General features: G+C 69.8%; 14 protein-coding genes and 6 pseudogenes. 11 read left to right on the forward strand and 9 right to left on the reverse strand.

All coding sequences use genetic code 11. The features are described from left to right. Positions 1 to 9 precede the first annotated feature (9 nt). From FRZ03_RS28210 to FRZ03_RS28220, 3 genes and pseudogenes are all read left to right on the forward strand, one after another. The gene (locus FRZ03_RS28210) at positions 10 to 786 is read left to right on the forward strand and encodes a transposase (RefSeq protein ID WP_222443419.1); all 777 of its coding nucleotides are present in this window, start codon (positions 10 to 12) and stop codon (positions 784 to 786) included. After that, positions 787 to 987, forward strand: a pseudogene (locus tag FRZ03_RS28215) (transposase); the annotation flags it as partial. It lies immediately after the preceding gene. Next, entirely contained in the window at positions 968 to 1,207 is a 240-nt protein-coding gene (locus FRZ03_RS28220; RefSeq protein WP_146467932.1) for an integrase core domain-containing protein, read from the forward strand. The pseudogene FRZ03_RS28215 and the gene FRZ03_RS28220, both read left to right, overlap by 20 nt. A 329-nt stretch (positions 1,208 to 1,536) precedes the next feature. On the opposite strand, the gene FRZ03_RS28230 is transcribed toward FRZ03_RS28220, so the two are convergent. After that, a complete protein-coding gene (locus FRZ03_RS28230) occupies positions 1,537 to 2,508 on the reverse strand; it encodes an AraC family transcriptional regulator (protein ID WP_146467933.1) in 972 nt (323 codons plus the stop codon). A 102-nt stretch (positions 2,509 to 2,610) separates the two neighbouring features. Here FRZ03_RS28230 and FRZ03_RS41300 point away from each other — a divergent pair. From FRZ03_RS41300 to FRZ03_RS28240, 3 genes and pseudogenes are all read left to right on the forward strand, one after another. Then, positions 2,611 to 2,826: pseudogene (locus FRZ03_RS41300) on the forward strand (alcohol dehydrogenase catalytic domain-containing protein); the annotation flags it as partial. 29 nt (positions 2,827 to 2,855) lie between these two features. Beyond that, the gene (locus tag FRZ03_RS28235) at positions 2,856 to 3,590 is read left to right on the forward strand and encodes a zinc-dependent alcohol dehydrogenase family protein (RefSeq protein ID WP_261399377.1); all 735 of its coding nucleotides are present in this window, start codon (positions 2,856 to 2,858) and stop codon (positions 3,588 to 3,590) included. A gap of 19 nt (positions 3,591 to 3,609) precedes the next feature. Further along, positions 3,610 to 3,750, forward strand: a pseudogene (locus FRZ03_RS28240) (transposase); the annotation flags it as partial. Between the two features lie 257 nt (positions 3,751 to 4,007). On the opposite strand, the gene FRZ03_RS28245 reads toward FRZ03_RS28240, so the two are convergent. Both FRZ03_RS28245 and FRZ03_RS28250 read right to left on the reverse strand, forming a co-directional pair. After that, a complete protein-coding gene (locus tag FRZ03_RS28245; protein WP_146467934.1) occupies positions 4,008 to 5,219 on the reverse strand; it encodes an amidohydrolase family protein in 1,212 nt (403 codons plus the stop codon). A gap of 45 nt (positions 5,220 to 5,264) precedes the next feature. Continuing rightward, the gene (locus FRZ03_RS28250; RefSeq protein WP_146467935.1) at positions 5,265 to 6,821 is read right to left on the reverse strand and encodes an MDR family MFS transporter; all 1,557 of its coding nucleotides are present in this window, start codon (positions 6,819 to 6,821) and stop codon (positions 5,265 to 5,267) included. A gap of 934 nt (positions 6,822 to 7,755) precedes the next feature. On the opposite strand from FRZ03_RS28250, the gene FRZ03_RS28255 reads away from it, so the two are divergent. The 3 genes and pseudogenes from FRZ03_RS28255 to FRZ03_RS28265 form a co-directional block, all read left to right on the forward strand. Then, on the forward strand, positions 7,756 to 8,436 hold the full coding sequence (locus tag FRZ03_RS28255) for a TetR/AcrR family transcriptional regulator (protein WP_146467936.1): 681 nt from the start codon (positions 7,756 to 7,758) through the stop codon (positions 8,434 to 8,436). Positions 8,437 to 8,740: 304 nt separating this feature from the next. Beyond that, a pseudogene (locus FRZ03_RS41305) lies at positions 8,741 to 8,862 on the forward strand (IS110 family transposase); the annotation flags it as partial. After that, positions 8,858 to 9,493 (forward strand): annotated as a pseudogene (locus FRZ03_RS28265) (AraC family transcriptional regulator); the annotation flags it as partial. The pseudogenes FRZ03_RS41305 and FRZ03_RS28265, both read left to right, overlap by 5 nt. Positions 9,494 to 9,718: 225 nt before the next feature. Here the strand turns inward: FRZ03_RS28265 and FRZ03_RS28270 are convergent. From FRZ03_RS28270 to FRZ03_RS28280, 3 genes are all read right to left on the reverse strand, one after another. Beyond that, complete coding sequence (locus tag FRZ03_RS28270; protein ID WP_186785654.1) at positions 9,719 to 10,999, reverse strand: serine hydrolase domain-containing protein; 1,281 nt, start codon at positions 10,997 to 10,999, stop codon at positions 9,719 to 9,721. A 223-nt stretch (positions 11,000 to 11,222) separates the two neighbouring features. Further along, positions 11,223 to 11,888 carry a response regulator gene (locus FRZ03_RS28275; RefSeq protein WP_186785655.1) on the reverse strand — a complete coding sequence of 222 codons (666 nt, stop codon included), beginning with the start codon at positions 11,886 to 11,888 and terminating at the stop codon, positions 11,223 to 11,225. Next, positions 11,881 to 13,074, reverse strand: coding sequence for a sensor histidine kinase (locus FRZ03_RS28280; RefSeq protein ID WP_146467938.1), 1,194 nt, complete (start codon positions 13,072 to 13,074; stop codon positions 11,881 to 11,883). The genes FRZ03_RS28275 and FRZ03_RS28280 overlap by 8 nt, the downstream gene beginning before the upstream one ends. 292 nt (positions 13,075 to 13,366) lie before the next feature. Between FRZ03_RS28280 and FRZ03_RS28285 the strand changes: the two genes are divergently transcribed. Both FRZ03_RS28285 and FRZ03_RS28290 read left to right on the forward strand, forming a co-directional pair. After that, on the forward strand, positions 13,367 to 14,215 hold the full coding sequence (locus FRZ03_RS28285; protein WP_146467939.1) for an oxidoreductase: 849 nt from the start codon (positions 13,367 to 13,369) through the stop codon (positions 14,213 to 14,215). Further along, entirely contained in the window at positions 14,215 to 14,829 is a 615-nt protein-coding gene (locus FRZ03_RS28290; protein ID WP_146467940.1) for a TetR/AcrR family transcriptional regulator, read from the forward strand. Before FRZ03_RS28285 ends, FRZ03_RS28290 begins: the two co-directional genes overlap by 1 nt. 644 nt (positions 14,830 to 15,473) lie before the next feature. Here FRZ03_RS28290 and FRZ03_RS28300 read toward each other — a convergent pair. The 3 genes and pseudogenes from FRZ03_RS28300 to FRZ03_RS28310 all read right to left on the reverse strand — a co-directional run. Further along, positions 15,474 to 15,896, reverse strand: a pseudogene (locus FRZ03_RS28300) (sensor histidine kinase); the annotation flags it as partial. Between the two features lie 276 nt (positions 15,897 to 16,172). Beyond that, positions 16,173 to 16,949, reverse strand: a complete 777-nt coding sequence (locus FRZ03_RS28305) for an IclR family transcriptional regulator (RefSeq protein ID WP_146467942.1) — start codon at positions 16,947 to 16,949, stop codon at positions 16,173 to 16,175. 420 nt (positions 16,950 to 17,369) lie between these two features. Further along, entirely contained in the window at positions 17,370 to 18,338 is a 969-nt protein-coding gene (locus FRZ03_RS28310) for a PDR/VanB family oxidoreductase (protein WP_146467943.1), read from the reverse strand. Positions 18,339 to 18,356 lie beyond the last annotated feature (18 nt).

Below are 18,356 nucleotides of genomic sequence, written 5' to 3' on the forward strand. Positions count from 1 at the left end.
AGCCACGTCGTGCCGACGGCTATGTACGTGATGTCGCCGCACCACCTGGCGGTCGCCCACGCCGCGATCGCCACCCCCGGCCTGGACCGTCCCCGCATCGACGACCGCGTGCGCGAGCTGCGCGTGCTGGTCGACTCACGGGCCGACCTCGTCCGACGCCGCACCATGGTGATCAACCAGCTCAAGGCATACACCCACCTCTGGCTCGACCACACACCGGGCGACCTCACCCGCCGGCCCGGCATGACCTCGCTGACCGCGCTGGTGGACACCACGGACATGAGCGATCACGTCCGCCGGGTGCTGACCGAGATGATCACGGAGATAGGCGAGCTGAACAAACGCGTCCGCGGACTCGAAAACACGATCCGGGAACTGGTCACCCCACTGGCACCCGCGCTCCTGGAGATCACCGGGATCAGCCACGTCTCCGCGGCGGTCCTCCTCACGGAGATCGGCGACATCACCCGTTTCACCAGCTCAGCGAAACTCGCCCGCTACACCGGGACCGCGCCGATCCCGGTCTACTCCTCCGACAAGGAACGCTACCGGCTGCACCGAGGCGGCAACCGGCGGCTCAACAGCGTGTCCTACACGACGTCCATCGTCCAGCAGCGATTCCACCCAGGCGCACGAGCACTCCTGGCCCGCCACGAGCCGACCAAGGGAGCCCGCGGAGCCCGGCGCATCCTCAAACGCCATCTGATCGACGTCATCCACCGCGCCATGATCCAAGATCGAGCTACCTGGCAGCACCACATCACCCAACACCAGCTCGCCGCTTGACATAGAAGCGTCAACGGACTGCCACGTCAGTACTTCCCGAAAGGCACCGACCTGTCCCGGTGGTCGGCCCAGGAACTCGAAGCCGTTGCCCTCGCGATCAACAACCGGCCCCGCAAGATCCTCGGTTGGAAGACCCCCGCCGAGGTCTTCGCCGAGCAGCTACGCTCACTACAACAGCCCGGTGTTGCAACGACCGAGTGAACTCGCCCATTACACCAGCCGCGAACGCACTCTGCCGACAGACCAGTTGGGCGTCCGGCTATCCGTTGACCGCACCGGCCAGTGCTGGGACAACGCGCTGACCGAGTCGTTCTTCGCCACCCTGAAGAACGAGCTGATCGGCACCCTGCCCTGGCCGAGCAGGCCCGCCGCCCACACCGCGATCTTCGAGTGGATCGAAAGCTGGCACAACTTGCACTGACTCCACAGCAGCCTCGACTACCGCAGCCCCGCCGACTACGAAGCCGCACCCGCAGCCTGACCACCACACCGTTGGTGTTCGTCAAAGCGGAACTAGCTCACTGGCCCGTCTGCGCTGGGAGACCCGCAGCCGCAGCTACGTCGAGCGACGCATCGCCGAAGGCAAGACCCGACGCGAAGCCATCCGCTGCCTCAAACGCTACGTCGCGCGAGAGCTCTGCACGATCACCATCCGAGCCCGCACCATGCCCCAGGAGCAAGCCTTGGCGACTTGACATCGATATGGGCATCAAGACCGCCGAGTCCGATCAGGCAACCGTCGCCCTCGCATCACTCCTGATGTGGGCGTGACCTTTGGTGAAGACAACTCCTCGCGACTCGCTGCCCGGGCGCCCCGGCCGTCTTCCTCCAGGTTCCGGGTGAGACGCCTTCCCTCTTCGAGAAAGCCCGGCTCAGGGCGGTCCCGGTGTCGTAGCCAACTCTGACGGCGATCTCCTGAACACTTAGTGGGGTCTCTCGAAGCAGAACTTTCGCCCGGTACATGCGCCATGTGGTGAGGTAGCTCAGCGGGGTGTCTCCCGTCCGTTCCTTGAACAGCATGGCGAACGCCGAGCGTGACATCCCTGCCGTTCGGGCGAGTTCGCCGACCGTCCACGAACGGCTCAGGTCTGCGTGCAACTCCTGTATGGCGAGGGCCAGCCGGGGGTCCCGGAGGGCGGCGACCCAGCCGACGCTGCCGCTCCCGACGTCCGCGCAGCAGGTTCGCAGGGCCTGGACGAAGAGCGCGTCGGACCAACGGCCCATGACGAAGCCGGCGCCGAGTCGATTGGCCGAACTCTCGTGTTCGATGAGCTCGAACGTGGCGCGCAGGAGCTCGCCGGAGGCGTCGTCCGGGGGCAACCGGAACAACGGCGGCAGGAGCGCGAAGAGCGGTTCGGCGGCGACGGCGTCGAAAGTGAAACGAGTGGAGAGTATCCGGGTCGGCTCGCCGTCGCCTCCGACTCGTACCAGGTGACCGGATGCCTGAGCCGCCAGGTCGTCGCAGTCGAGAATCTCACTGTCGTCCGCGTCTCGCAGGGTGAAGCCCACGCCCGCGCGAACCAGGAAGGAGTCGTTCGACTGCAGGCGCTGGGGACGGGCCAGGACGTCCGAGTCGAGCCGGCACGAGCCCCCTGAGATGAGGATCAGCCGGGCCAGGTGCCGTGGAGGGAACGAGATACCCCACGGCGCGTGTGCTTCCACTCGGATATATCGCGCGTCCTCGATCCTCATCGTGGCGAGGAGGTCGTCGACCGGATCCATTTACCCTCCTGGACTCTCTGCACCAAACAGCGGACGTAAAGATGCGAATCGTCCAGGACCGTCAGCCTACCGTGGCGGTAGTTCACGAAAGAGAGGCTGCGAATGCGCGCATTCAAGGTGCGGGCGGGTGGTGGTCTGGCGCTCACCACCGACTGCCCGGTACCCGATCCGTCGGCGGGTGAAGTGCTGGTGAAGGTCAGGGCCACCTCCCTCAATGCCCGCGATCGACTCATCGTCTCCGGCAGCTACTCCGTCGACGTACAGGGGCGCGTCCCGCTCTCCGACGGCGCGGGCGTCGTCGAAGCCGTCGGGGACGGGTCTCGCGGTTCCGGGTCGGTGATCGTGTCGTGGGCACCTTCCATCCCAGCTGGCTGTACGGCCCGTTTCCCGGATGGGGAGAACTGCGTGGCACACAGCGCGACGGGTGGCTCACCGATCACGTCGTCCTCGACCAGCAGAGCCTGGTCCCCGTCCCCGACCAACTGTCCTTCGAGGAGGCAGCCACACTGCCGTGCGCCGCACTCACTGCGTGGTCGGCGGTGGCTGGGGTCGGGCCGGGCGACACCCTGCTTGTCCAGGGCTCGGGCGGCGTGTCGGTCTTCGCGCTGCAGTTCGCCCGTCTGGCCGGCGCACGTGTGGTGGCCACGACGTCCGACGACGACAAGGCCGAACGCCTCCGCGCCCTTGGCGCAGCCGACATCGTCAACTACAAGGAGACACCTCGATGGGGTGCGCAGGTGCGGGAGCTCACCAACGGCGGCGCCCGTCGCGTCCTGGAGATCGGCGGCGCCGGCACCCTCCCACAGTCCATCGAGGCCGTCGCCTACGGCGGCCAGATCGCCCTTGTCGGCAACCTTGCGTCAGGTAACGACATGGACGTGACTCACTTCTTCCGCCGGGCCGCAACCCTCAGGTCGATCAGCGTGGGTAGTCGCAGCGACTTCGAGCAGATGAACGAGGCCCTCGGCCGAAGTCGTCTCCGGCCCGTCGTCGACCGCGTCTTCCCCTTCAACCAGGCATCGGAGGCCTTCGCCCACTTCGAGCGGGGACCGCGCTTCGGAAAGGTCGTCATCAGCCACTGAGCCGGCGTCCACCGACCACGCCAGAGGCCTCGTCGACCGCGAGCTCTACCTGCCCAAGTCCTGGGCCAAGGACCGTGAGCGGTGCCGGGAGGCGAAGATCCCCGACGAGCGCACCTTCGCGACCAAAGGAGAGCTGGCCAGGGACATCGGCCGTCGCGCATGCACTGGCTGTCGAGGGTGGCTTGCTGCTGGGCGCGGGCAAGGTAGCGGTTGACGTGCCCTACGTGGTGCTGGACCAGAGCCATCAGCTCCTGAGGTACCGCCTCGCTGGTCGGCTGCGGGGCCGGCGTTGCGACGCGCACGCCCGGCGCCGCAGGAAGCCTGTCCGGTACTCGCTGCAGCCCCTCGGGCTGCTGAGGGGTCGGGGGATCTCACTCGGCGGCGGCACCCATTCTGGTGCCGCCGCCGTCGCTCGCTTCAGTTCTGACGGGTGCCGCGGCGCCAGATGGACCTGATGTCGAGGGTGTGGTCGATGGTGCTCTGGGGGTCGCCGTTGACGAGGAGGAGGTCGGCGCGCAGTCCGGGGGCGATGCGGCCTCGGTCGGTGAGGTTGTAGCGGCGGGCGGGGATGGCGGTGGCAGCGGTGAGTGCCGCGGTGGGGGTTAGCCCGGCCTGGACGAGCAGGGCGAGTTCGTGGTGGATGCTGACGCCGTGGGCGACACCTCCGTGGGTGGGAACGGGGACGGAGGAGTCGGTGCCGGCGAGGATGTCGACGTTGGACTGGTGGAGGGCGGAGACGCTGTCGAGGACGTGCTGGAAGTCGCCTTGCGGGTAGGTGTTGAACGTGCCGCGGAGCGTCTGGGCCCATTCGTGAGTGAGGCGGGGGGCGACGCGGGGGTCGTCAGCGAGGTGGGCGCCGTTGTGGCCCATCAGGGATGCGGTGATGACGAGGCAGGGGGCGACGAACACGTCGGCGTCGGCGAGCGCGAGGACGATGGCTTCGTCGGCTCGCTGGTCGATGAAGAGGTGGGCGAGGCCGTCGACGCCGACGTCGAGGGCCTGGCGGGTGGCGTCCAGGGTGATGGCGTGGGCGATGACCTTGAGGCCGAGCGCGTGTGCCTCCTCGACGCCGGCTTTGATGGTGGCGGGGTCGATCATGGGCAGCCCGGGGTGGCCCATGATGGCGCCGTCTTCGATCATGACCTTGATGTAGTCGGCTCCGGCCTGGGCGAATGCCTGGACGTGGGCGCGGGCCTGGTCAGGGGTGGCGACCGAGGGCATCTCCCAGCCCTTGTGCTCGCCGGCCGTCGGGTCGTGCTCGCCGAGCCCTTCCATCAGCTCGCTGGGGTGGCCGCCCTTGGCCATCAGAGCGATCAGGGCCGAGCGCACGTCGGCGATGGTGTCGTCCTCGTTGACCTCGGTGCGCTGTTCGGGTGTCCAGTAGCCCTGCATCTCCAGCTCGGTGGTGACGCCGAAGCGCAGCGCGAGGGCGAGGCTGTCCTTGTTGGTGTGTACGTGAGCGTCGATGAGGCCGGGCAGCAGCGTCGCGCCGGAGCCGTCGACTACTGCCGCGTCGTCGGGGACGGGGCCGCCGACGGAGGCGATGGTGGCGCCGTTGACCACCACGTCGGTGACGCCGAGGTCCTGCTGCCCGTCGAAGACGCGGGCGCCGGTGATGACGAAGCTCATAAGTGTCCTTTTGTGAAGAGGTTCGGGTCGGGAGGGAGGCAGTGGTCAGGAGGCCGCGGTGGTCGGCTCCGCGGGCTTGGCGGGGGCGCTGCCGGGCTTGCCGCGCAACGGGACCTCGTTGATGAGCACCGACGCCGCGAGGGCGGCGAGTGCGATCAGCGTGCCGGTGAGGAAAATCAGGTGTGTGGCGTGTGCGACGTCGTTGATGTATGTCTGGCGGGCGGCGGCGGACAGGTGCTCGATGGCGCCGGACGGGCTGCCCTCGCCGGGCTGCTGGGGGGCGCCGGCCACGGCTCCGGTGAACAGGGAGGCGAAGACGGCGATGCCGAGCGAGCCGCCGAGGTTGCGGAAGAGGTTGGTGGCGGCTGAGGCGGAGCCGATGTCACGCAGCTCGACGGCGTTCTGGGCGATGGTGTTGGACATCTGCAGCGTGAATCCGGTGCCCGCGCCCACGATCGCCATGTAGGCCGAGGTCGCTAGGCGCGAGGTGTCGGCGCCCATGGTGGACAGCAGGCCCATCCCCGCGACCAGGAAGACGGATCCCAGGATCGGGAAGATCCTGTAGCGGCCGGTGGCGGTCATGACCTTGCCCGCGATGTTCGAGGTGATCAGCGTGCCGATCATCATCGGCAGCAGGAGCAGGCCGGAGTTGGAGGCCGAGGCGCCCTGCGCAACCTGCTGGTACAGCGGCAGGTACAGGGTGGACCCGAACAGGGCGACACCGGTAACGGTGAGCAGGACCGCGGCCAGCGGGAAGTTGCGGTGCCCGCTGTAGATGCGTGGCGGCATCAGCGGCTCGGCGACGCGGCGCTCGGTGGAGATGAATGCGGTCAGCAGGGCGACGGCGAGGACGGCGAGGGTGATGATCTGCCACGAGCCCCAGGCGTAGGTGCTGCCCGCCCAGGTCGCGGCCATGATGACCGCGGAGATTGCGCCGGTCAGGAACGTGATGCCGCACCAGTCCATGGTGACCTTGCCATGCCGCTTGGCGGCCGGGACGCGCAGCGTGATCCAGCACCAGGCGACGCAGATCAGGCCGATGGGCACGTTGATGTAGAAGGCCCAGCGCCAGCCGAGGTGACTGGTGACGAAACCGCCCAGCAGCGGGCCGCCGAGCTGGCCGATGGCCATGACGGCGGCGACCATGCCCTGGTAGCGGCCCCGCTCCCGCGGCGGCAGCAGCGCCCCCATCAGGGCGAACGCGCCCGCTCCCATGCCGCCTGCGCCCAGGCCCTGGATGACACGGAAGACGATCAGCCAGGTCATCGACGGGGTGAGGCCGCACAGGACCGACGTGATCAGGAACACCACGATCGCGGCGAGAAACACGGTCTTGCGGTTGAACAGGTCACCGAGCTTGCCCCAAACCGGCGTGGAGCAGGCGGTGGCCAGGGTGTAGCCGGTCACCACCCACGACATGTGGTTCAGCCCGCCGAGGTCGCCGACGACGGAAGGCATGGCAGTGCCGACGATGAGCGCGTCGAGCATGGACAGCAGAAGGGCCAGCATGATGCCGAGCAGGACCCAGCGGACGTTTTTGGGGACTTCGACGGCGTCTGTCGTCGCGGCCTGGGGGTCGAGCCCGGAGGAGGGGGACGCCATGGCAAATCACCCCTTTCAGGGCAGTAACGGGTCTGTCGGAACGACCCTCCCACCGTAGCGAACGTGTTCGTGACGAACAAGTTCGTGGCAGATCGCCGGTCACCTCACTCCACCAGGCCATGGCGGCCCTACGTGACGAATGTCGGCAAACGATGTATTTCGGTCATCGGTGGATGGGCGCGCCACGGTGCGGCGCACACGGACGAACCCAGGACGGGATGACGGAGAAGCAGCGGCGCGCGCACGCGGGCGGCGAAGCCGTCACTGAGCCTGGAGGCGTTCACCGCGGCGGGGCTCGGACTGCTGGAGCGCGAGGGCATGGAGGCGGTCACCCCGCGCCGCCTGGCCAAAGAGCTGCAGACTGGGCCCGCGTCCCTGTATGCCTGCGTGCGCACCCTGCAGATACGGCGTGCTCTCGTCCTGGACCGGATGCTGGCCGACGTCGACCTCCACCCCGCCTCGACGGCGATCCCCGCGCCCGGCTGGAGGCAATCTGCACCTCCTACCTGCACGTGCTGCTGCGCCACGACGGACTCGCCCGGCTCGCGGCCGGCGTGCTGCCCCATGGCCAAGAACGCCATCGCCCTGACCGACAGGGGGGCCTGGGCTGTCTGCCCGCCACCGGCCTGCCCCCCCCTACGCGCCGCCTGGGGCTACGACGCGCTGATGCTCCACGTCACCTCTATCGCCGCCGAATTGGACCGGCGGCGCAGCCAGCGCGACCCCGTCGACCGCGCCCGAAACGCCCATGAAGACGGCGCCGACAAGCGCTTCCGCCACGCCAGTGCCTGCACAAGGAGCCGTTCGCCCGCACCCCGGCGCAGCGCGTCTCGTGGGCGCTGGACGTCGTGCTGACCGGCATCGCCGCCGCCCGGGAGCCCGAGGCAGTAACGGACGCGTTCGCTTCGAACACGTTCGGACGTAGGGTCGGAGCATGCCGACCCCTCACAACCGCCGCGAGCGCCCCGCCAAGCCCGCCCTCACCCTCACGGGCATCATCGACACCGCCGTGTCGATCATGGAGCAGGAGGGCCTGCAGCGCGTCACCATGCGCCGCCTGGCACAGGCCCTGGACACCGGGCCGGCCTCGCTGTACGTCTACGTCGCCAACACTGCCGAGCTCCACGCGGCGATCCTGGAACGCCTCTTGGGCCACGTCGACCTGACGGCCGCCCACTCGGACGAGGGCAACTGGCGCACCAGGCTGGACGCGGTCCTCGCCAGCTACGAGCAGGTGCTCTTCTCCCATCCCGCCCTCGCAATGGCCGCGCTCACCGCACGCCCCAACGGCGACAACTACCTCACGCTGCTCGATACCCTCCTCGCCCTGCTCGCCGAAGGCGGCGTCCCCGACCTTCAGGCCGCCTGGGGCGTCGACATCCTGCTGCAGAGCGCCACCGCCTCCGCCGCCGAACACTCCGTACGCCGCGAGGACGCGGCCGCCGACGCGGAATGGGCCCAACTGCGCCGCACGCTCACCGACGCCCCGCCCGCCCGCTTCCCGCACGTCCACGCCCAGAGCGGCAACCTCCTGTCCGGCACCCCCATCGAGCGCCGGCGCTGGAGCGTGGACATGCTCCTCAACGGCATTCTCGCCACGCATCCCGCCCCGTGACGCACGCGTCCGCCCCGAAGCGAAGCCCCGTTATCTTCTTCGCGGTCCTGCAAGAGGGCCGCCGGCCTCCGGGCCCGGCATGACTGTTGCCCCCTGTCGAAGTCGATGACCCGGGGGGTGGTGTCACCGGGCCCGAGGGGTGCCGTCAAAGACGCTGTTGAGAGGTCCGACCGCCGCCTGACCGGGCGCAATGCCCGGTCGCTCACGGGCGGCAGGTCTGCATAACGTGGATGCGCGAGTACGGCCCCGACACCCAGGTCAGCACAGGTCGAGCAAGTGGGGGCACGATGGCGACACCAGCGGCGTGGGGCTCTTCCTCGGCCTGGACGTCGGCAAGAGCGCACACCACGGCCACGGGCTGACCCCGGCCGGGAAGAAGGTATTCGACAACCCCTGCCCAACGGTGAGCAGAAGCTGGGGGCGGTCCGCGGTGTGGATACCGCCCGGCGCGGTGCACCGGTGGGATGACATCGCCGACGTGGCAGGGCACCTCGTGCTGTTCGTGCCGACCGCGCCGGTCACTCACGCCAGCCGAGAACTGGCTGCCTCATCTGACCCGGCCGCGCACTGGAGCATCCCCGATGCCGACTGGCCCTTCGTCGACACGGGGCGCAGCCATATCCTCCTCGAAGCATCCGCCCCATCCAGTGGCTCCCGGACAGAGCTGCCCGGAATCCTGCTCTCCGCGCTCATCACCCGGCTGCACCCGCCGCATGCCGAAGCGCGGCTCACCCCTCATGTGTTCCGGTTGTTCCGCTCCAGCGTCGAAGCGCACTTCCGGCAGCACCACGACGCCGGCTTCTACGCCCGTGCGCTGGGATACGCGCCCCGCACCCTCTCACGAGCGGTGCAGCAGGCCACCGGCCGTACCGCGAAGGCGTACATCGTCGAACGGATCGTCCTGGAGGCCAAACGGCTCCTCGCACACGACCGCCTCACCGCCGCCCGCTGCGCCGACGTACTCGGTTTCCCCGACGCGTCCAGCTTCTCGGTGTTCTTCCGCAAGGCGACAGGCATGCGCCCGGGCGCGTGGCAGGCGACGGTGGCCGCCGAGTGAGGGCGTCCGGCTCAGAGTCCTTGGGGGCTTCTTCCACCAAGATTCGCTCGATGTGAACGAACCCGCGGTTCCGCCCGTGCCGGTCTTTGGCGCCGATGCCTCAGGAAGCGGCGCGGCATGCGGGTCGTCCGGCCTCTCGTGCAGAACGTGCGTGAAGGCAGCCGTCATGTACAGGTTGGCAGCGAGGCGGTCGGCAAAGGCGCAGGCGGCTCATGTCCGCGACCGTCAACCCGTCGGGCTGTCCGAGGGCTGGGGCTTGCCGAGCATTTGGCAGGTAGCAGCGTCCACGAGGGCCTTGTTCGCGGTGGCGGCCTTCTTTTCCTTGATGCCGAAGTTCGTGATGGTGAAGACCGCGACGCTACGGGTGCCGGTGGCGTCGGTGTAGATCTCACTGGAGTAGCCGGGCAGGCCGCCGGTGTGACCCCAGACCGTGCCGCAGGGCGTGTCCATCTTCATCAGGCCCAGACCGTAAGCTCCGCCTTCCTCGGGGGCGTCCACGGTGGTGCGCATCTGCTTCATCTGGGCCTCGGGCAGCAACCGGCCGGACATGAGCGCGGTGAGGAAGCGCTGCCAGTCCTGCGCGGTGGAGACCATACCGCCTGCCGCCCACGACCAGCTCGGGTCGATGGCGGCGGTGTCGATGTTGTTCCCGGGGCGTTCGGGGCCGGCGAATCCGACGCCCTCGGGCAGGTCCACGGTCCCGGAAAGGAGGGCCTTCAGTCGCTTGGCGTCCGGCTCGTAGCCGGTCGCGTGGCGTTTCCCGGCGGGCCAGGCCGCGTCCGTGGCCAGGAACGAGTCCTTCATGCCGAGCGGCTTGGTGATCTTCTGCTCGATCAGCTCTGCCAGGCTGCTTCCGGTGGCCTTCTCCAAGATCAGCCCGAGAGCCTCGTAGTTGGCGTTGCTGTAAGAGTATTTCTCGCCCGGCTCGGTCGACGGGTTCTGCTCGGGAGTGGTGGCGAGAAGTTCCTCCGGGTTCCACGTGCGCCGCTCCTGACCGGTGAGCGAGGGCAGGAACTGGGGCGTCAGCAGGAAGTCTCCCAGGCCGCTGGTGTGGTTGAGCAGCATCCGTACGCTGATGTGCTCACCGCCCTTGACCAGGCCGGGCAACCACTTCTCGACCGTGTCGTCGAGGCTGATCTTCTGCTGGGCGACCTGCTGCAGGACGAGTGTCGCGGTGAGCGTCTTGGTGTTGGACCCGACTCGGAACCGGTCGCCGGCGGCGAGGCGGTGGTCGTCCTTGGTCCAGGCGGCTTGCTTGGCGATCTCGACGGGCTTCCCGTCGCCGGAGTCGACCCGGACGATGACGCCCAGGGAGCCGGTGTCTGCCGCCTGCTGCGCGAGGCGGGCCAGCCGCGCGTCGGCCGCCGGGCTCGACGCGCTTTGTCCGGCCGCCCGTTCGGCCTCGTCCGAGCAGTTCGCGAGCGCCGCGCCCAGGCAAGTCGTCAAGGCGATGGCCAGCGCTCCGCGGCGGATTCGGTGGCGGCGGGACAGTGTGGGTGCGGACATGGCAGTTCCCTTCGGCGCGTGACGATGTGCTGCGTGCGTCGAGGACCGGACGATCGCCTGATGAGCGGCCGTTCGGCGGGTCCCGCGCACACCGTCCATTCAGTCAGTGGCGCGCCGCTGGTACATCGCTCGATGGCGGGCTTCCCACCGGCGCGAGGTCACTCCAAGGAGTGACCCCGCGGGGCACGGCGCCCCGCCGGACAGCGCTCCGAGCTTGGGCGGGTCAGGACAGGGTGTTCCTGGCCAGCACCGCCGCCTGTGCCCGGCTCTGGCAGCCGGTTTTCATGAGCACGCGGCTGACGTGCGTCTTGACCGTGTGCAGGCTCACCACGAGCAGGTCGGCGATCTCGGCGTTGCTCAGCCCGTCCCGGATCAGACGCAGCACGTCGACCTCCCGCTGGGTGAGGTCCCTCAGCCGAGCCAGGTCATGGTCGCTGGGCCGGCGCCGGCCGCTGAGATGGCCCTGGATGATCCGCTGGGTCACCGCGGGGCTCAGCGCGCTGTGCCCGGCCGCCGCGGCACGCACGGCCGCAGCCAGCTCTTCGTACGAACTGTTCTTCAGCAGGAAGCCGGAGGCCCCGGCCATCAGCGCATCATCGACGTAGGCGTCCAGGTCGAACGTGGTCAGCATGAGCGCCCGGCTGCGCCCCGGCCCGAGCAGGCCCCGGCGGCCCAGCTCGCCCAGCGCCCACAGGCCGTCGCGGCGCGGCATCCGGATATCCATCACCAGCACATCCGGCCGCAGCCGCGCACACACCTCGACGGCTTCCTCACCGTCGTTCGCGGTGCCCGCCACGGTGATGTCCGACTGGCTGTCCAGGATCACGCTCAGTCCGGTGCGGATGACCGGCTCGTCGTCCACGACGAGCACGCTGATCTGCTCAGGCATCCGCACGCTCCCACGGCATCGTCGCCGCAACACGGAAGCCACCGTCACCGGTGGGGCCCGCGGTGAGTTCGCCGTCCAGCGCGCCCACCCGCTCCTCCATGCTGACCAGGCCGAGCCCGATGCCCGCGCCGGCCGCGGCCTGCCGCACGCCGCGGCCGTTCACGATCTCACATCGCAGCTCTCCGCCGTCTTTGCCGCGGACGGTCACCTGGACGGGCGCTCCGGGCGCGTGCCGGCGGGCGTTGACCAGTGCCTCCTGCACGACGCGGTATACCGCCAGCTGGACCGGCCCCGGCACGGACTGCGGCGCGATGTCCATCGTCAGCCGGACCGTTCCGCCCGCGGCACGGTGGCTGTCCAGCAACGCGTCCAGCTCACCGAGGTCCGGCACGGGCTGGAGCGGGACGGCGTCCGCGGGGTCGCGCAGCATCCGCAGCAAGTCACGCAACTCGCCGCTGCTCTGCCGCCCCGCCGCCGCAAGGCCGTCGACCTGGGCACGGGCCCAGTCAGGCAGCTCGCCGCCCCGGGCCCGCAGCGTCTCCGCATGCACGACGAGCAGGGTCAGCGAGTGCGCGACCACGTCGTGCATCTCACCCGCAATCCTCGTCCGCTCGCGTTGCGTGGCCTGTGCCGCCTCCAGGGCCTGTGCCCGGCGCGCGTCGGCCGCCCGCCGCTCGGCCGCGGCCAGCAGTTCCTGCCGGGTGCGCGCGGCGAAACCCATCACCCAGGCCAGCGGCATCGGGGCCAGCGCGGCGAAGACGTCCAGGCCGCCCTGGAAGTCGCCGGAGTCGGTCGTCATCCGGTTCAGCCACAGACCGGCCACGCCCAGCACGGCGACGCCGAGGACCGCCGACACGGTCCGCCGCCAGCTCACGCCGTGATGGCCCAGGTTGTAGAGCAGCACCGCCGGCGGCAGGAAGACCAGGGGTGACAGCTTGGCCCCCTCGCCCGCACTTCCCACCAGCGCCGCCAGAAGAGCCCCGAAACCCACGACGAAGGCGGTGGCCGGCAACCGCCGCCGCAGCAGCACAACCACCACGCCCACCGCCTCGTACACCATGAGCGATACCCAGGCCGGCCCGGAGGTGTCCACGTACGGCTGCGACAGCAGCGCCGGCACAAACGTCAGTACGACCAGCCCGGCATCGGCGCCCCACCCGGGCCACCTGCCGTCCCTCACTCTCATCCGTCCGACACTACGGCCTCGCACACAGGTCTTCGTCACTCCAAAGAGCCACTTCGCGTCACCTCCCGTGCGGATGATCGGCCCCTATCCGTCGCCAAAGCCGGTTGACAGCCCGAGTGCTGACCTTGACGGAGCCGATCCGGGCGGTGCGCGGCACGTGGTTGACCTTGGGGACTCGCCCCATCCTGAGAGCCTCGCCTTAATCGACACAGCGATGATAAAACTCGACACTGTGTAGACTTCTTGCCGGAGGGAGCGGTCCGGCTCCTCGCAAGACTTCCCTGGAGGAACAGTGCACAAGCAGAACTGGCTCATCACCGGCGTCAGTACGGGCCTCGGACGTGCCTTCGCCGAGGCCGCCCTGGCCGCAGGTCACACCGTCGTCGGCACCGTCCGCTCCGAGGAGAACCTGCGGGCCTTCGAAGAACTCGAGCCCGGTAACGCTCACGGCCGCCTGCTGGACGTGACGGACGATGACGCCGTCTTCGGTGTGGTCGCGGAGGTGGAGCGGAACGTCGGCCCTTTGGATGTCGTCGTCGCCAACGCCGGCTACGGCCTGGAGGGAACCTTCGAGGAAACCCCGCTGGCCGAGGTGCGGCGGCAGTTCGAGGTCAACGTGTTCGGGGCGGTGGCCACGCTGCAGGCGGCGCTGCCCCACATGCGCCGACGTCGCCGCGGACACCTGATGGCCGTCACCTCCATGGGCGGGCTCATGGCCGTGCCCGGCATGTCCGCCTACTGCGGCAGCAAGTTCGCCCTGGAGGGCATCCTCGAGGCGCTGGGCAAGGAAGTCGCGCAGTTCGGCATCCATGTGACGGCGATCGAGCCCGGCTCCTTCCGCACCGACTGGGCCGGACGGTCCATGACACGCGCCGCGCGGACCGTCGACGACTACGACGAGTTGTTCACCCCCATCCGCGAAGCGCGGCAGAAGGCCAGCGGCAACCAGCTGGGTAATCCGGCCAAGGCCGGGGAGGCCCTCGTGCACATCACGTCGGTCGAGCAGCCGCCGACCCACCTCGTCCTGGGCTCGGACGCGCTGCGGCTGGTCACCGCCGCCCGCGCGGCCGTGGACGAGGACATCCGGGCGTGGGAGGCGCTCTCCCGTACGACCGACTTCGCCGAGGGCGCGCAGCTCTGATGCCCGGCCACCACCCCACGCGGAGCCGTCGCGCCGCCGAACGCAAGGGCGACGTCCGGGAACGGGCCATCCTCGACACCTGCGAGGCCCTGCTGGCGCACAAGGGCTACGACGCCATGACCGTCGGCGACATCGCCCAGGGCGCCGGCATCACCCGCGGCGCGCTGTACTTCTACTACGGTTCCAAGCAAGAAGTGGTCACGGCACTCGTGGCCCGGACCGTCGAGCACCTGTGGGAGCGGTCGAAGGCCACCGCGGAGGCCGACGAGCCGCGCCGGGCCATCGCGGCGGCCATGCAGCGCACGGTCGAGCTGTGGAACGAGCACGGCCTGGTCATGCGCACGGCGATCGACCTGTCGTTGACCGTGCCGGAGATCGGCGAGCTGTGGAACCACACGGCCGACCTGTTCATCGCGGCCATCACCGCCGTCCTGGAACGCGCCGGCATCCAGGCCGGCACCGCACCGGACCAGGCCCCGGCGATGGCACGCGCCCTGTGCTGGATGATCGAGCGGACCTTCTACCACGCCTCACAGGAATCCCGCGAGAAGCTCCAGGAAGCGTCGGCGACGTGCGAACACATCTGGCTGACCAGCGCCGGCCTGATCACCTGAGGTATCTGCCATGGACGCAGTGAGGCGCACAACGATGAAGCTCCGGTCGGGCCTTGCCCCCGGCAAGCTGCGGTCCGTGAGACGAGCGAGGCGATCGTCGGCGCGGTCACCGGCACCCTGAGCTCTCCGCGGACCGTGTTGCTCGGCAGGTAAGACGCCGAAGACCGTCTTCAGTACGTCGGCCGCACGACCACTCTGACCCGGGCGGCGGCTGCAGCGTCGCCGGCCTGCTCGCGCCGGGGCGGGGCGGGCATCGGCGGACGATCGTGTCGAGCTGGTCGAGGGCGGCAGTGATGTCGGCGGTGCGGATGCGCCAGATGAGCGGGGCGCGCGGGTCCTCCGGGGGCGAGGCCGAGGGAGTCGAGATGGGTGGGCTGGACGACCACGAACCCGCGGGCGGCCCAGTGGCCGACCAACAATACGTAGTCGTCCAGGGTCAGGCTCATGCCATGGGAGAAGACGACGACGGGCAGGTTGCCGCCGGTCTACGAGGACGCGGGCGTGCTCGCTCTCCACGAGAAACTTGCTGCCGGTGACTTCCCACGCCGCCCAGGAAGGTGAGCAGCCGAGGGCTCTTGACCCAACACGTCGGTGCCCTGAGCTGCCTCCCCCGGCCCGGATCGCACTCGCGCGGCGTCCGCCGCCTATGTGACGGGGAGAGGCACCCGCCACCGCAGTGTGGCACCGCCGCCGTCGGGCCTGGACACGTCGAGGTGGCCGCCCAACGGTTCCGCGCGTTCGGCCATGTTGCGCAGTCCGCTACGGCGGCCGCCGGACGGAATACCCACTCCGTTGTCCGTGACGGTCAAGGTCACCTCGTGGCCGCCGGCCGTCAGGACGACCTGAGCCCGGTCGGCTTGGGCGTGGCGGGTGGTGTTGGCCAGTGCCTCGGAGAGAACGGCCACGACGTGGTCCGCCACCTCACGTGGCACATCGGTGTCGACCAGCCCCTCCATCCAGACACCGCGTGCGAAACCCAGCGCGGGGGTTTCCTCGCCCACTACCCGCACGATGCGGGCTCGCAGCGAGTCCTCGGGCCCGCCCGGGCGGGCCCGAAGCCCGAAGATGGCCCAAGGTACCGGTATTGGGCCTGGCACGTCAGCAGGACTCGTCAACCCGCAGCAGGATTCGTCCTTCCTCCGAGGCGAACTTGAAAAGTCAGCCGGTCCGCTGCTGTCGGGGCCCATCGGCCGTCGGAGTACGCCGGTGAGGCGACTCGGACATATCCGCCAGGCCGCCCCACCGTGCCGGTAAGGTGAGCCGCGGTATCCCTCGCGACGCCCCGCCGTGCCCGTGAGGCGATCCGGCCGTATCCGCCCTGCCGCCTGGTCCGTGTCCGTCCGTCACGCGACCGAGGACCTGAGCCGTGCCCCGAGGGACCGTGAGATCCCGCGCGCCGCGACCTGCACCAGCGGGGCGAGGGCGTGCGGGTTCACGGTGTCGGCGTGGGCGACGACCGATACGGCCGCGACGACGGCGTGGTCCGGATCGTACACGGGGGCGGCGACCGACACGGCGTCCATCGTCACCTGCCGGTCGCTGACGGCGACCCCGGTGCGGCGCACTTCGGCGAGGGCGCGGCGGACCTCGTCCGGGGTGCACAGGGTCTTCTCCGTGTGCCGGACGAACGGCCGAGAGAGCACCTGTTCCTGGACCTCCCGGGGTGCATGGGCGAGGAGGACGAGGCCGACGCCGGTGGGCGCGAGGTCGAACCGCCCACCGACGCGGGTGAGGACTCGGACCGCGTCACGGCCGGCGAGGCGCTCCACGTAGACGACGGACAGGTCCTCGCGAACGGCGAGCTGCACGTTCTCGCGGGTGATGTGCCCGAGGTCCGAGAGGTAGGGCAGGGCGGCCTCGCGCAGGCCGAGGCCGCGCGGGGCGAGGGAGGCGATCTCCCACAGCCGCAGCCCTATGCGATAGCCGCCGTCCGGCTCGCGTTCGAGCGCGCCCCAGCCGACCAGTTCCTTCACCAGCCGGTGGGTGGTGGTGAGCGGTAGGCCGGTGTGGCGGGAGATCTCGGCGAGCCGCAGGACGGACCGGTCCGGAGTGAAGGCTTCCAGCACCTGCAGAGCCCTGGCCGTCACCGAACAGTTCTCGGTCGGGGCTCGGCGCTGCATGCGGACCTCCTTGTCCGGGTGCTCGCCGCTCCGCAGCGGGCTCGGGCACGTCACCGAGAAGCTAGGCACATCGCGGACGGCCGTCAATGCTCTGGCAAGTATTCGAAGCGACGGGATGCTGGTTCGAATGGCGAGCGGTCCGGCATGAACGGAATGCCCCGGCGGCCAGGAGCGTGGCAGTCCCCCGAGGCACGGGTGGGCGTCTCGGGCCCTCGCAAGCAGGCTCCCGCCCTTCTCTCAGCCTCCTCAGGGGTCGGGTGGGGAGCGGCTGCCCGTGACCGGAGTGCCCGGGCTACGTCGGCGGTGGGGCGCCACGCGACACCTTCTGTGCGGGCCGTCCTGACAGCATGCCCCGGCCGTCGCACCGGTCCGTCGCGCGATCGTCGAAGCTCCGGGACGAGCCCCATGCGACACCGGGCGTCAAAGATCCAGGACGAGCCTCGGGCACGCCGCCCGGGAGACGCAGATCATCATGGTGTCGTGCGCCTCCTGTTCGGCGGGGGTGAGGAGGGAGTCGCGGTGGTCGACCGTGCCCTCCAGCACGGCCGTCTCGCAGGTGCCGCACGTCCCCTCCTGGCAGGAGAAGAGGACCTGCACCCCGGCCTCCTCGACCGCCTGCAGCACGGACTTGTCCGGCGGGACCGTCACCGTGATGCCGGTCTGCGCCAGCTCGACGTCGAACGCCCCGTCCCGTACCGGCGCCTGAAGCTCCTTCGGCGCGAACCGCTCGACGTGGAGGGTGCCGGGCGGCCAGCCGGCGCACCGCTCCTCGACGGCCTTGAGGAGTGGTTCCGGGCCGCAGCAGTAGACGAGTGTGCCGGGCCGCGGCGTCCCCAGGAGCGCGTCGAGGTCGAGGAGCCCGTACGCGTCCTCGGGTCGGACCCGCACTCGCTCCCCGTACCGCGTGACGAGTGCGCCGCGGAAGGCCATCGACGGAAGTGTCCGCCCTCCGTACACCAACTCCCATGCGGATCCATGCCGTTCTGCCTGCTCCAGCATCGGGATGATGGGGGTGATGCCGATGCCGCCGGCGATGAAGAGGTACCGCTCGGCGCGCTCCAGGGGGAAGTGGTTGCGCGGGCCGCGCACCCGGACCGGGTCCCCCTCGGCCAGCTTGTCGTGCACCTGGAGGGATCCGCCGCGCCCGTCGTCCTCCCGCAGGACGGCGACGCGCCATACGTGGGCGTCGTCCGGCGAGGAGCACAGCGAGTACTGCCGTACGAGATCCGGGGCGAGCACCAGGTCGATGTGCGCGCCGGGCGTCCAGGCGGGCAACGGGGCGTGGTCGGCCCGGTGCAGGTCGAGGGAGACCACACCGTCGGCCTCGTCGGTGCGGTGGGCCACGACGAGGTCGAGTTCGGCCTCGGGTGCGGTGGTGCTTGTGGTCATCAGAGGTCCTTGAGTACG

Origin of the sequence: Streptomyces misionensis (assembly GCF_007896895.1) — a bacterium.
Lineage (GTDB): Bacteria > Actinomycetota > Actinomycetes > Streptomycetales > Streptomycetaceae > Streptomyces > Streptomyces misionensis_A.